We start from the raw sequence: 13,548 nt of genomic DNA on the forward strand, positions 1-13,548 counted from the left end.
GCGGATAGGGCGAGTAGTCCTACGAACGACGTGTTACACGAGTTCGGCGGCCCGAGAATGAGCAACAGGCGCCACCCCCGCAACGGGGATGGCGCCTGCCGTGAGTTGGTGCAGCCGGTGCTCAGCGACCGCCGTCGACGTCGACGAAGTCGACCCGCGCGCCGCCCTTGCCGGCCAGCGCTGAGATGACCGTACGGAACGCGGTGGCGGTGCGGCCGCCGCGGCCGATCACCTTGCCGAGGTCGTCGGGGTGGACCCGGACCTCGAGGACGGAGCCGCGACGAAGCTGCTTGTCGCGCACGCTCACCTCGTCGGGGTTGTCGACGACTCCTCGGACGAGGTGCTCGAGAGCTTCGGCGAGCATGCTGCTCAGGCCTCGGCCTCAGCGGCCGGGGTCTCCTCGGCCTTGGGCTCCTCGGCCTTGGGCTCCTCAGCCTTGGGCTCCTCGGCCTTCGGCTCCTCAGCCTTGGGCTCCTCAGCCTTCTTGGCGGCCTTCTTCGTGACGGCCTCAGAACCAGCCGAAGCGTGCGCCTCGGCGAGAGCCTTGTTGAAGAGCTCGAGCTTGTCGGGCTTCGGCGGGGCGACCCGCAGGGTGCCCTCGGTGCCCGGGAGGCCCTTGAACTTCTGCCAGTCGCCGGTCACCTTGAGGATCGCCTCGAGAGCCGGGGTCGGCTGGGCGCCGACGCCGAGCCAGTACTGGGCGCGCTCGGAGTCGACCTGGATGAAGCTCGGCTCCTCCTTGGGACGGTAGAGACCGATCTCCTCGATGACAGCGCCGTCGCGCTTCTTGCGCGAGTCGACGATGACGATGCGGTACTGCGGAACCCGGATCTTGCCCAGGCGCTTCAAGCGGATCTTGACAGCCACTGTTGGTGGTATTCCTTTGGAATCGAATATGGGTGAAGAGGCCCGTGTCGGTGTGGGGACACCCGTCAGGCAACTTCGGCGGGCACTGTTGCGCTGGGTGAGAGGGTCCCTGCGCACAGGACACGCGCTCCAGTTTGCCAGACCTGCAGGTCGGGAAGAAATTCCCGTACGCAGCGCGCGACCGCCCCACCCGCCAGCTCCTCGCTGACGAAAACCACGTCCATGACGCCGCGATGCCCTGGATACTCTGCCGCATGTCCCATCGGGATACCCCCACCCCTTTCACTCCATACCCACGGCCCTCCTCACCTCAGGGGACGCCCGAGGTCTTCCCTTCGGCCAAGGCCGTGGGCGGCGTCGTCGGCCTCGCGGTCCTGGTCGGCGGGCTGGCCCTCTTCCTGAGCTTGTTCCTTCCGTTCGTCACGGCGGAGCCCATTCGGGCGAGCATCCCGATCGACGGCGCACCGCACGATGTCCTTATCGAGCCAGGTATGGACGCGCTCCTCACCCTCCCCAGCAGGGACGCCCCCGGGAACGAACCGTGGTTCCGGTCCTGGGACGCGTCCTGCACGATCGTCGACTCCTCGCGAGGCTCGATCCAACTGTCGCCGAAGCCGACCCAAGCGGGATGGTCCGAGGAGACGGGCGACTACATCGCCTTCCATTTCGACGCCGGGTCCGGGCGCCTTCGGGTCACGTGCACGTCACCGGTGAGCGAGGACCGCCCGGCTCGGGTCACGCCGGCACAGGGTAGCTACGGCCCGCAGCTAGCGCTGGACAACGGGTTCGGGATGCTCTGCGGCGTGGCGCTGATCTTCGCCGGATTCGTCCTGTCCGCCGCCATGCTCATCGACTGGGTCAGCGCCCGGCGCGATCGGCGGCTGTTCGCATCCAGCCGCTCTGTCTAGTGGACGACTCCCCTGAGAACCACGGCGGCCGGCCGGGCGAGGACGGTGAGGTCGTCGAGGGGGTTGGTGTCGTAGACGACGAAGTCGGCGGGGTCACCCTCGGCGAGGCCGGGGTTGTGGCCGAGCCACTCCCGGGCGCGCCAGGATGCGGCACCGAGGACGACGTCGGCCGGAAGGCCGAGCCGGTGCATGGCGAGGACCTCGACCGGGAGTACGCCGTGCAGCTGGTCGCCGGCGCCGTCGGATCCCGCGTAGAGGGCCACGCCCGCCTCGTAGGCGCTCATGATCGTCTCGCGACGGCGCGCGTAGAGGTCCTCTATGGTGGCGGCGTACGTCGGGAACTTGGGTGCCGCGGCCGCGGCCAGGTCGGGGAAGATCTCCAGCTGGGCGACGGTGGGGACCAGTGCGGTGCCCTGCTCGGCCATGGCCTCGACGAGGTCCGTGGTCAACCCGGTGCCGTGCTCGATGCAGTCGATCCCGGCCTCGATCAGGCCGGGCAGGACCTCGTGACCGAAGCAGTGCGCCGTGACCCGTGCGTCGTTGTCATGGGCGACCTTGATCGCCTCGGCGAACGACTCCTCCGGAAAGGAGGGCTTCAGGTCGCCCTCGGCCCGGTCGATCCAGTCGCCGACGAGCTTGACCCAGCCGTCCCCGGAGCGGGCCTGCCGCTCGACGGCCTCGGCCAGACCGTCGGGCTCGACCTCGTCGGCGTAGTTGCGCATGTAGCGCTTCGTACGTCCGATGTGGCGACCGGCGCGGATCAGCCGGGGCAGGTCGTCGCGGGACTGGACCCAGCGGGTGTCGGCGGCGGAGCCGGCGTCGCGCAGGAGCAGTGCACCGGCGTCACGGTCGGCGATCGCCTGGGCCTCGGCGGTCTCGGCGTCGACCGCACCGTCGGGCCCGAGCCCGATGTGGCAGTGGGCGTCGACGAGGCCGGGGACGATCCAGCCCGAGGCGCCGGTCTCCGCCCCCGACGGCCGCTCGTAGGTGATGCGGCCGTCGAGGACGTAGAGGTCCCGCACCTCTCCATCGGGAAGGACCGGGCCGGAGAAGCGCAGAGCAGTCATGTGACGCAGGTTACCTAGTTGCGCGGCACCTTCACCCCGGCGGCCTCGAGGATCGGGAAGTGCTGAGCGAGCGGGATGACCTGGCCGGTGACGACGTTGCTCTCGTCCCACCCGATGGAGGTCGGTACGCCGACGAGCTCACCGTCGTCGTTGACCGCGGCGCCACCGGAGTTGCCGCTGGAGATCCGGGCGGTGACGTCGAAGACGGCCCGCTCCTCGCCCTCGAAGGAGAGGATCGTCGCGACGTTGCCCTCGGCGACGGTCGGCGGCTGGAAGAGCACGCCCTCCTTGTCCGCGAAGCTCTCCTTCGGCAGCATCGGGAAGCCGATCGTGGCGATGAAGTCGCCGCGGTCGACGGCGTTGGAGTCGCCGAGCGAGATCGTCGGCAGGTCCAGCGAGGACGGGTTCACCGGGTTGCCCTCGCCGTCGGCGATGATCTGCACGACCGCGCTGTCGACCTCGCCGTCGGACTGGATGACCTTGGCGATGTAGTCGGGCTCGCCGACCTTGTAGCCCTCGGCCGGGTCGGTCAGGTGGATGTTGACGACCTCGGGCGAGACCTCGCCCTTGGCGGCATACTCCGGGATCTTCGCCGGGTCGGCGACGTGGGCGTTGGTGAGGATCTTGCCGTCCTCGGTGACGATCGACCCGGATCCCATCGCGATGGTGTCCTCGGTCGGCGCGTAGGTGATCCAGACGGCGGCCCGCTGCGCGCTGTTGAGCTCGTCCTTGGTCAGACCGGTGTCCTGGGCGGCCGGGTCGCCGCCGGGCACCACGAACATCGCGATCACCAGTCCGATGACCACGACCGCGGCCGCGGCCCCGATCCCGCCCCACAGCAGCAGCTTGTTGCGGCGCTTGGCGGCGGCCCGGGCGACCTCGACCTCGGCGGCGTAGATCGGGATGACCTTGAGGATCTCGCCGGCGACCGGGTGACCGAGGCGGATCTCGGTCTCCTCGTCGATCTGCTCCCGGACCAACGGCTTCCCCTTGAGGAACGACCCTGTCTGGGAGCCGTTCTCGAAGGTCCAGCCGCCTGGGGTCGCCACCAACCGGGCGTGCTGGCGGGAGACACCCTGGTCCTCCAGCACGACCGAGTTGTCTGCCGCACGGCCGATGGTGACCGTGACCGGGTGGCGGAAGCGGTGCTCCTTGCCCTCGGCGACCAGCAGCAGGTCCGGGCCGGTCGGCGGGGCCGGCGGCTGACCGGGAGCGGTCGGGCGGGCCATCCCGGGAGCGATCGTCATCTCGGAGATGTCCTGGGTCGCCGAGGGCGCCGGGGGCGCGGGCGGCAGGTTGCCGGGCGGGGGCGGAGCCGCCGGAGCCGCTCCGGAGGGCGGAGCCGCCGTGGCGCCCGCCATCGCCGGCGGAGGCGGCGGAGCCGGCGCCTGAGCACGCGGAGCACCCGCCGCTACCGGCGCGTCGTCGAGCGTGACCGTGATCGTCGAGCCCGGCCCCGCCGGGCCGAGCTGGATCTCGGTCGCACCGGTCAACGGCACCTCGGTGACGCGGCTGCCGGAGACGTACGTCCCTCCGGCGGAGCCGACGTCGACCAGCTTCCACCCGGACGGGTCCGGGCGCAGCTCCGCATGAGCGCGGGAGACGGAGGATGACGAGAGCACCACGTCGGCATCGATCGAACGCCCTATTCGGACGATCTTGTCGGGCGGGAAGCTGAGCGCTCGTCCCGATACGTCTACGCGAAGCGTCTGCATGCACGAATCATGCACCGAAATGGCCCGATCCAAGCGTCGCGAATCGAAGATTCGCACAACTCGGATCGGGCCTTTTCGCTATCGGTGCGTCTTCAGGCCGTGTCCGTACGCAAACAGCGGGTCATAGTCGGAATCGCCGATGTTGATCGGCTCCTGGTCGACCGAGCGGGGCCAGGTCACCGGAAGCTTCCCGGTGAACGGGCGCTTGCCGAAGAGCACGTCGGCAACGCCCTTGCCCTCGCTGCCCGGCAACCAGGAGGCCACCAGAGCGTCGATCTGCCCGAGCAGCTCGGGCGGGATGATCATCGGACGCCCGGAGACGACGAGCACCGTGCAGGTCGCCGCGGCCGCACAGACCGTCTCGATCGCCGCCGCGTCGGCGTCGCTGAGCTGCATCGTCAGCGCCGGCCGGAGCACACCGCCCTCACCCGGGTCGTAGCCCCAGCGCGGGCCACCGACGTCACCGAACCCCTCGGCGTACGGGTGCTCGCCGACGACCACGACACCATGTGCCCCGGCCGGGACCGGCGCGGAGGCGTCGGGCGAGTGGGTCACCTCGCCACGGGCCGCGGACTCGATGCCGTCGAGGATCGTGTCGCCGGGGATCTGGTGGGTCGAGTTGCCCTGCCAGGTGATCGTCCAGCCGCCGGCCTGGTCACCGATGCTGTCGGCCTTGCTGCCCGCGACGTAGACGTCGTCGCGGGAGGAGAGCGGCAGCGTGTGCTTGTTCCGGAGCAGGACCTGCGACTTCGCCACCGCCTCGCGCGCGACGCGACGGTGGGCGGCGCTGCCGATCTCGTCGATGTTGCGCCGGTCGGTGAACGGCTTCTCGAAGAGGCCGAGCTCGAACTTCGCGGTCAGGATCCGGGAGACGGCGTCGTTGATGCGAGCCTTCGAGACGGTGCCGGCCTCGACCGCCGCGGTCAGCGTGTCGATGAACTGCGGATAGCCGACGGTGTCGCCGGAGAACGGCTCCATGAACATGTCGACACCGGCGTTGACCGAGATGGCCACCTGCTCGGCGTACGTCCCCGGGATCTGGTGGATCGCGCGCCAGTCGGAGATCACCAGGCCGTCGAAGCCCTGCTTCTCCTTCAGCCAGCCCGTGACGAGCTCCTTGTGGGCGTGCATCTTGAGCGGGTTGCCGAGACCGTCCTCGGTCCAGTCGACGCTGGAGAAGGACGGCATCACCGAGCCGACGTCGTGCTTCTTGATCGCGGTGACGTACGGCGAGAGCGCCAGCTTCTCGAACTCCGCGTGCGAGGCCTGGGTGATGCCCTGGTCGATGGTGTAGTCGCCCTCACCGGTGCCGAACGTGGTGAAGCCGTCGCCGGCGAAGTGCTTGGCGGTGGCGAGCACGCGGTCGGGGTCGTCGAGCTCGTGCTTGTCGCCCTGGAACCCCTCGATGATCTGGGACATCTTCGCGGCGAGCTTCGGGTCCTCACCGAAGGACTCGTACGTCCTCCCCCACCGGTCGTCGCGAGCCACGCAGATGCACGGGGCGAAGGTCCACTGCGGCCCGGAGGCGCGGGTCTCCTCCGCGGTGATGTGCCCGATCCGCTCGGCGAGCTCGGGGTCACGGGTCGCGCCGAGCCCGATGTTGTGCGGGAACACGGTCGCGCCGTTGAGGTTGCCGTGACCGTGGACCGAGTCGACGCCGTAGAGGAGCGGGATCCCCAGCCGGGTCGAGAGCGCCTGCTCCTGGAAGGCGTCGACCGTGTCGGCCCAGGCCTCCGGGGTGTTCTCGGCCGGGGTCGAGCCGCCGCCGGAGAGTACGCTGCCGAGCCCGAGCTCAGCGATCTGGCCGGGGTTCGTGGCGACGTCCGCGCGCTCGGCCTGGGCCATCTGACCGACCTTCTCGGCGAGCGTCATCCGGGCGAGCAGGTCGGCGACGCGGGTCTTGGTCGCCAGACGTGGGTTCTTGTAGGGCAGCGTGTGGCCCGAGCGCGTGAGCGCATCGGCGGACACGCCGGCGGGCGCACTGGTGGGCGCCGCACTGGATGCTGGGGCAAAGAAGAGCGTGGCACAGAGCAGACCGGCGAGAGCCGAGGCTCCACCGATCGCGCCGCGCCGTCTGTGTGATCGCACGGGACAGACCTCCTGAGAGTGATCTACCAACACCTCGGCGATGAGGCGCCAGGGCTCGTGAGAGCGCTCCCAGCGTGACGGCGATCACAATGCCGGTCAATGGCTACGCGTGCGTAACCCCTCGAATTACTCAGATCTGGTCAAGCAACCAGGACGGCCCCAGGGCCGTCGCGCCGCCACAGCGTGCCTGCAGCATCCGGTCGGCGGTCACCAGCGTCACTCGGTCGCCCTTCTCCTGCGCCTCCCGGACGGCACCGACGATCGCGGCGTCCCCGTCCTTGGGTGCGTGGACGGTGAGCACGTGGGCGTCGCGGCCGGGACGTACGCCGCCCTTGGCCTGTCCCTCCAGGACCAGCACGATCCGGTCGTGCGGGAGATCGGCCACCAGGAGTGCCTCGTGCAGCCGGCGCGCGGCGCCGGCCCGGTCCTTCCACCAGCCGTCCGGGCGGGCACCCACGACGTTCGCACCGTCGACGACCAGGACCGTTGCCATGCGGCCAGGATAAAGGTGCGAGTCGCTGCGAAGCTCACAGGCCCGTGCCGCCACTTCGGCACATGTGTGCCGAAGTGGCAGGTCGAGAGCTCCCGCGAGACGCCAGTTCCGCACACATGCGCGAAACTGACGGGCGCCTCGGCTCTGACGTTGAAGATTGTGGCCCGGTTCCGGTGGCGCTGCGGCGCCTCGAGTCGGCGCGTCGTGACGGCGAATCCTGCCGAGTCGGCGCGTTCTAACGAGCCGACTCGGCGCATGTGTCTCGCGAATCAGCGTCGAGTCGGCGCGTTTGTCTCGCCATTGCTGGTCGAGTCGGGCGATCCGATTGGGGCAGATGCGCCGACTCAGCGATTCCGGCCGGGACAGATGCGCCGACTCAGCGGTCGAGGCGGGTCACTTCAGGAACTTGGAGAAGTCCCCGGGCAGGTTGAGCTCGGCGGCAGCCTTCTCGTAGTCGATCTCCTCGCCACCCGGCACCCCGAACGGGTTGGCGGCAGCCGGCTTCTTCTCGGCGTCCGTCTTCGCCTGCTGGGCGGCCTTGGCCGGGTTGCCGGACTTGCGCGCGCCCTTGCCCTTCTTCTTCTGGGCCACCTGCTTGGCGCCGGCGCGCTTGCCGAAGCCGGCACCGGGCGCGCCGGGCATCCCGGGCATGCCGCCACCGGAGGCGAGCTGCTTCATCATCTTCGACGCCTCGGTGAAGCGCTGGATGAGCTGGTTGACGTCGGAGACCTGGCGGCCCGAGCCCTTCGCGATGCGGGCGCGGCGGGCGCCGTCGAGGATCTTCGGGTTGGCGCGCTCGGCCGGGGTCATCGACTGGATGATCGCCTGAATCCGGTCGATCTCGCGCTCGTCGAAGTTGTCGAGCTGGTCGCGGAACTGACCCATGCCCGGCAGCATGCCCATCAGCTTCGACATCGAGCCGAGCTTGCGCAGCTGCTGCATCTGCTTGAGGAAGTCCTCGAGCGTGAACTCGCCGCTCGCGAGCTTGGCCGCGTCCTGCTCGGCCTGCCCCTGGTCGAAGGTCTTCTCGGCCTGCTCGATCAGGGTGAGCATGTCGCCCATGTCGAGGATGCGGCCGGCCATCCGGTCGGGGTGGAACAGGTCGAAGTCGGTCATCTTCTCGCCGTTGGAGGCGAACATGACCGGCTTGCCGGTGATCTGGACGATGGAGAGCGCCGCACCACCGCGGGCGTCGCCGTCGAGCTTGGTGAGGACCACGCCGTCGTAGCCGACGCCGTCGAGGAAGGCCTGCGCGGTGTTGACCGCGTCCTGACCGATCATCGCGTCCACGACGAAGAGGACCTCGTCGGGGTTGACCGCCGCCTTGATGTCGGCGGCCTGCTTCATCAGCTCCTCGTCGATGCCGAGGCGGCCGGCAGTGTCGACGATGACCACGTCGTGGAGCTTGCGCTTGGCCTCCTCGATGGCGTCACGGGCGACGTCGACCGGATCCCCGACCCCGTTCCCGGGCTGGGGTGCGTAGACGGGGACGCCGACGCGCTCACCGTTGACCTGGAGCTGGTTGACCGCGTTGGGCCGCTGCAGGTCGGCGGCCACCAGCAGCGGCGCCTTGCCCTGCTCCTTCAGCCACAGCGCGAGCTTCGCGGCCAGGGTGGTCTTACCGGCACCCTGCAGACCCGCGAGCATGATCACCGTCGGGCCGGTCTTGGCGTAACGGAGCCGACGGGTCTCGCCACCCAGGATCGTGACCAGCTCGTCGTTGACGATCTTGACGATCTGCTGGGCGGGGTTCAGCGCCTGGCTGACCTCCTCGCCGCGCGCCCGCTCCTTGACCCGGGCGACGAACTCGCGCACCACCGGCAACGCGACGTCGGCCTCGAGCAGCGCGATACGGATCTCGCGAGCGGTGGCGTCGATGTCGGCATCGGTGAGGCGGCCCTTGCCCCGAATGTTCTTGAACGTCGTGGCGAGCCGGTCGGAGAGCGTGGCGAACAAAGCGGTCCTTCAGCAGAGTGGTGGTCCTGCCAAGACTAACGAACTGTTGTGTGTGGGGTGCTATTCGGCAGCGCCATCGCAGGGTGGCACGGTGGCGGTCAGCACTCGAGCGCCGCGCGGACCGCATGGGCCGCCTCGGCCGCCCGATGCTCGGCGAGCACTCCGGCCGAGGCCTCCTGGAGGTAGAACACGTCCACGGCCTGCGGGCCGAGGGTGGAGATATGGGCAGAACGGACGGCGATCTCCATCCGCGCCAGCGCGACGGCGACGGTGTAGACGACCCCGGGACGGTCGATGGTGCGCACCTCGAGGACCGTGGCCTTGCTGGATGCCTCGGGACGTACGACGACCGAGGGCTCGCTCCCCCGCGCGGCCGCGCTCGGCGCCAGCCGGGTCGTCGGGTCGAGGCGGCCCTCGGTGATGGCGGAGAACCGGGTGCGCAGCACCGCGGCGTCGACATAGGAGTCGTCGAGGTCCCACACGCTCACCCCGAAACCGCCCTGCTGCCAGGCACGACAGGCTCTGACCGGCAGCCGCGCGACCGCAAAGGTGGCGGCCAGATCGGCGAGCAGGCCGAGCCGGTCGGGCGCGATCACCCACACCCGGGCGCCGTCGGCGAGCGGCTCGGCACGGAAGGAGGTCGAGCCCGAACGTACGCTCTCGGGGATCTCCACCGCGGCCTGCGACCGCTCCCCCGCGGCGACGCCGGTGTCGAGGACCCGCGCGGCCCGGCGGGCGAGGTCGAGGATGAGCCGGGCCCGCCAGCTGGTCCAGGCCTGGGTGCTGGTCGCCCGCGCGTCCGCCTCGGTGAGCGCGGTGAGCAGGGCGAGCGCCTCGGCGTCGCCCATCGTGTCGACCACCAGGTCGACGGTCGCCGGGTCGTCCGGGTCACGGGTGGTCGCGGTCACCGACAGCAGCAGGTGCCAGCGCACCAGCTGCGAGATCAGCTCGACCTCCTCGTCCGGGAATCCCATCCGTGAGGCGATCCGGCGGGCGATCGGCTCCCCCGCGACGCTGTGCTCGGTCAGCGACCCCTTGCCGATGTCATGGAGCAGCGCCGCGACCAGCAGCACGTCGGGGCGAGCTACGCGCGGCATCAGCGCGACCGCCTCGATGCAGGTCTCGATGGTGTGCCGGTCGACGGTGAAGCGGTGGATGATCGAGGCGTGCGGGAGGAGCCGGATCCGCTCCCACTCGGGCAGGATCCGAGAGACCGCGCCGGTCTCCTCCAGGGTCTCCCAGACCGCGAGCAGCCCGCGCCCGGCCCCCAGCAGCCGTACGAAGAGCCGGCGGGCGTCCTCCGGCCACGGCTCGGCCAGCGCCGGGGTGTCCTTGGCCAGCCGCGCGGCGGTCGGCGGCGCCAGGGCGACCCCGTGCTCGGCGGCCAGCGCCGAGGCGCGCAGCAGCATCAGCGGATCCCTCGCGGGGCGGGCGCCCGGCACGAGGACGACCTCGCCGGACGCGAGCGCCAGCCCGCCGCCCAGAGGCGTCAGCCTCGGGCGACGCGGCGCTCCGGGACGGGATCGCTCGAGGACCCCGTCCACCCGTCGCCAGGCCAGGCGGGAGAGATGGGCGAGGCGGCGGCCGATGGTGCGTACGTGGGCCTGTGCCGTACGAGCGTCGTCCAGCTCGAGCCTCTCGGCGAGCTGGTCCCACATCTCCGGCACGACGCGGTCGGTGGCCCGGCCGCCGATCTCCTGCACGAGATCACGGACGTCGAGCAGGGCGCGGCGCGACTTCTCCAGGTCGACCGCAGGTACGTCCACCAGCCAGGTCGCCACGATCGCTTTGATGACGACCGCGTCCCGCAGCCCGCCGTACATCTCCTTCAGGTCCGGCACCGAGGCGTGGGCGAGCTCACCGGCACGCCGGTGTCGCTCCACGCTCATCGTCCTCAGCTCGGGCAGCAGGGCCCGGGCGTGCTTGCGCCAGTGCGCCAGCATCGTCGTACGCAGCCGCAGCACCAGGCCGCGGTCGCCGGCCAGGTGCCGGATGTCGAGCAGCCCCAGGGCGACCCGGAGGTCACCGGTCGAGGACGAGAGCATCTCGGAGAACGAGCGCACCGAGTGGTCGAGCTTGGGCGCGGCGTCCCAGAGCGGATACCAGACCTGCTCGGCCACCGACCCCGGCGAGACGGCGTCGTCGTGCACCAGGACCACGTCCCAGTCGGAGAAGGGCGCGAGCTCCCCGCGCCCGTATCCCCCGACCGCTACCAGGGCGACCCCGACCTCGGGGCCGCCCGCGGCGGCGTACGCCTTGGCGCAGTGCTCGTCGGCCTCGGCTGTGCGCTCCGCCCGGCCCTCAGCCGTCACGCCGCCGCGATCGTAGGGAGAAGCCAGGGTACGAACGCGGCGGCGCGACAATCCTGATCGTCGCTCGCTGCCGCTCGCTCATGCGCCAGCCCCTTCATGAGAGATTCAGATCGCGGCGTCGTCGCGGTCGCCGGTGCGCACGCGCACGATGGTCTCCAGCGGGGAGACCCAGACCTTGCCGTCGCCGATGCGCTCGGTCTTCGCCGAGGTCTCGATGGCGCTGACCACCGACTCGACCTCCTCGTCGGGAACGGCGATCTCGATGCGGATCTTCGGCACCAGGGCGACGTCGTACTCAGCGCCGCGGTAGACCTCGGTGTGACCCTTCTGCCGGCCGTAGCCGGAGACCTCGGAGACGGTCATGCCGGTGACACCGACAGCTTCCAGGGCGACGCGGACGTCCTCCCACTTGTGGGGTTTGATCACTGCGGTGACGAGCTTCATTTCTCTCCTCCGGTGGGATTCGATGGACCGGCACTCGGACGAAGCCTAATGGTCGAGCGTTCCACTGGATCAGAGCGCCTCGGCGTCGCGCGCACCGGTCCGGACACGGACGACGGACTCGATCGGACTGAGCCAGACCTTCCCGTCGCCGATCCGTCCGGTCTGCGCGGTCTTCACGACGATCCCGACGACGTCGGCCGCATCCTCGTCCTCGACCACGATCTCGATGCGGATCTTCGGCACCAGGGCGATGTCGTACTCGGCGCCGCGGTAGACCTCGGTGTGGCCCTTCTGCCGGCCGTAGCCGGAGACCTCGGAGACGGTCATGCCGGTCACACCGAAGGCCTCCAGGGCCTCGCGCACGTCCTCCCACTTGTGGGGCTTGATCACTGCGGTCACGAGTTTCACGAGAGGGCGCCTCCAGAAGTCCTTGATCCTGTCATCTTCGCCGCCACCTTCACCCGGGGACGTTTCGACACCCCGAAGCGTCTGTTTCCACTGTGTAACAGACCATTTCCCCGTACGTCGCCGAAGCGTCGAAACAGCCCGCAATTCACCCGTGCCGAACCCGCGCGGCGCCACCAAAGGTCGCTACCCTCGTCGCATGTCGCACTACGCCGTCGAGATCGACCTCGATCACGCCAACACCAGCCATGTGCAGGTCATCGACCTGGCTGCGCCGATCGCCTCGGCAGACGGTGGGAAGCGGGTCCTCGACGTCGGCTGCTGGACCGGTGAGATCGGCCGGATCCTCACCGAGCGTGGCTGCAACGTCACCGGCATCGAGATCGACCCCGAGGCGGCGAGCCTGGCCGAGAAGGTCCTCGAGCGGGTCGTCGTCGCCGACGTCGACGCGACCCCGCTGACCGAGATCGTCGAGCCCGGCTCCTTCGACCTGGTGATCTTCGCCGACGTCCTCGAGCACCTCGTCGACCCGCGGGCGGCGCTCGAGCAGGCCCGTGACCTGCTCGCCCCCGACGGCCGGGTGGTCATCTCGATCCCCAACGTCACCCACGGCTCGGTCCGCCTCGCCCTGCTCCAGGGCCGCTGGCAGACCACCGACACCGGTCTCCTGGACCGCACCCACATCAAGTTCTACTCCCGCGAGGGGCTGCTGAAGCTCTTCACCGAGGCGGGCTACGCGGTCGAGGACCTGCGCGGCACCACGGCCGACCCGCTCAACGTCGAGGTCGCGGTCGACCCGGGTCTGCTTCCCGAGGTGGCCGTGGAGTGGGTACGCCAGCAGCCCGACGCGCTGGTCTACCAGTTCCAGCTCTCCGCCCGGCCGCTCGCCGACGGCGAGCTCGCGCCGGCCGCCCCCGAGCTCGTCCAGGCCGCTCCGGCCGACGAGGTCCGGCTCCGCGACGCCCACACCCAGAAGTTCGAGGAGGTCACCCGTTCCCGGCTGGCCACCCGCGACCACATCCTCGGTATCCAGGCCTCCGCCAACTCCGCCCAGGCCCGGGTCGGCACCCTGTCCAAGCAGCTGCGCGAGGCCCGTGAGGTCAACCGGCGCCGCCGCGAGCGCATCGAGCGGCTGCGCGGCAAGGTCGCCGGCCTCGAGGCCGACCTGACCTACGCCACCCGCCACCCGGTGCGGAACTTCGGCCGACGAGTCGTCCGCCGCCTCCGTCGCGCAGCCCAGGCCTGACCCCGCCGAGTCGGCTCGTCCTGACCGATTTCACCGCCGAGTCGGCT

The 13,548-nt window shown here is 70.2% G+C and carries 12 protein-coding genes; 2 read left to right on the top strand and 10 right to left on the bottom strand.

The features are described from left to right. Nucleotides 1-121: 121 nt before the first annotated feature. On the bottom strand, nt 122-364 hold the full coding sequence (locus ACFU7D_RS24290; protein ID WP_378727840.1) for an RNA-binding protein: 243 nt from the start codon (nt 362-364) through the stop codon (nt 122-124). Nucleotides 365-369: 5 nt separating this feature from the next. Further along, nucleotides 370-867 carry a 30S ribosomal protein S16 gene (gene rpsP / locus ACFU7D_RS24295; RefSeq protein ID WP_378727839.1) on the bottom strand — a complete coding sequence of 166 codons (498 nt, stop codon included), beginning with the start codon at nt 865-867 and terminating at the stop codon, nt 370-372. Nucleotides 868-1,121: 254 nt separating this feature from the next. Here rpsP and ACFU7D_RS24300 point away from each other — a divergent pair, with 254 nt between their 5' ends. Continuing rightward, a complete protein-coding gene (locus ACFU7D_RS24300) occupies nt 1,122-1,775 on the top strand; it encodes a hypothetical protein (RefSeq protein WP_378872147.1) in 654 nt (217 codons plus the stop codon). On the opposite strand, the gene ACFU7D_RS24305 is transcribed toward ACFU7D_RS24300, so the two are convergent. The 8 genes from ACFU7D_RS24305 to ACFU7D_RS24340 all read right to left on the bottom strand — a co-directional run bounded on the left by ACFU7D_RS24305 (nt 1,772) and on the right by ACFU7D_RS24340 (nt 12,258). Next, nucleotides 1,772-2,842: an amidohydrolase family protein gene (locus ACFU7D_RS24305; RefSeq protein WP_378872150.1), complete on the bottom strand. Its 1,071-nt coding sequence runs from the start codon at nt 2,840-2,842 to the stop codon at nt 1,772-1,774. The two genes, ACFU7D_RS24300 and ACFU7D_RS24305, sit on opposite strands and share 4 nt — an antisense overlap. Nucleotides 2,843-2,856: 14 nt before the next feature. Beyond that, nucleotides 2,857-4,557 (bottom strand): FHA domain-containing protein, encoded by a 1,701-nt coding sequence (locus tag ACFU7D_RS24310; protein WP_378727836.1) that lies wholly within the window; start codon nt 4,555-4,557, stop codon nt 2,857-2,859. A 78-nt stretch (nt 4,558-4,635) separates the two neighbouring features. Beyond that, entirely contained in the window at nt 4,636-6,645 is a 2,010-nt protein-coding gene (locus tag ACFU7D_RS24315; protein WP_378872153.1) for a glycoside hydrolase family 3 protein, read from the bottom strand. 130 nt (nt 6,646-6,775) lie between these two features. Further along, nucleotides 6,776-7,138 carry a hypothetical protein gene (locus tag ACFU7D_RS24320; protein WP_378727834.1) on the bottom strand — a complete coding sequence of 121 codons (363 nt, stop codon included), beginning with the start codon at nt 7,136-7,138 and terminating at the stop codon, nt 6,776-6,778. A 393-nt stretch (nt 7,139-7,531) separates the two neighbouring features. Then, the gene (ffh, locus tag ACFU7D_RS24325; protein ID WP_378872156.1) at nt 7,532-9,094 is read right to left on the bottom strand and encodes a signal recognition particle protein; all 1,563 of its coding nucleotides are present in this window, start codon (nt 9,092-9,094) and stop codon (nt 7,532-7,534) included. A 98-nt stretch (nt 9,095-9,192) separates the two neighbouring features. Continuing rightward, nucleotides 9,193-11,406 (bottom strand): [protein-PII] uridylyltransferase, encoded by a 2,214-nt coding sequence (locus tag ACFU7D_RS24330; protein WP_378872159.1) that lies wholly within the window; start codon nt 11,404-11,406, stop codon nt 9,193-9,195. Between the two features lie 105 nt (nt 11,407-11,511). Continuing rightward, the gene (locus ACFU7D_RS24335; protein ID WP_008363338.1) at nt 11,512-11,850 is read right to left on the bottom strand and encodes a P-II family nitrogen regulator; all 339 of its coding nucleotides are present in this window, start codon (nt 11,848-11,850) and stop codon (nt 11,512-11,514) included. Nucleotides 11,851-11,919: 69 nt separating this feature from the next. Then, entirely contained in the window at nt 11,920-12,258 is a 339-nt protein-coding gene (locus tag ACFU7D_RS24340; RefSeq protein ID WP_141803747.1) for a P-II family nitrogen regulator, read from the bottom strand. Between the two features lie 196 nt (nt 12,259-12,454). Between ACFU7D_RS24340 and ACFU7D_RS24345 the strand changes: the two genes are divergently transcribed. Continuing rightward, entirely contained in the window at nt 12,455-13,501 is a 1,047-nt protein-coding gene (locus tag ACFU7D_RS24345) for a class I SAM-dependent methyltransferase (protein WP_378872162.1), read from the top strand. Nucleotides 13,502-13,548 lie beyond the last annotated feature (47 nt).

Source organism: Nocardioides sp. NPDC057577, assembly GCF_042801335.1.
In the GTDB taxonomy this organism is placed as follows: Bacteria; Actinomycetota; Actinomycetes; order Propionibacteriales; family Nocardioidaceae; genus Nocardioides.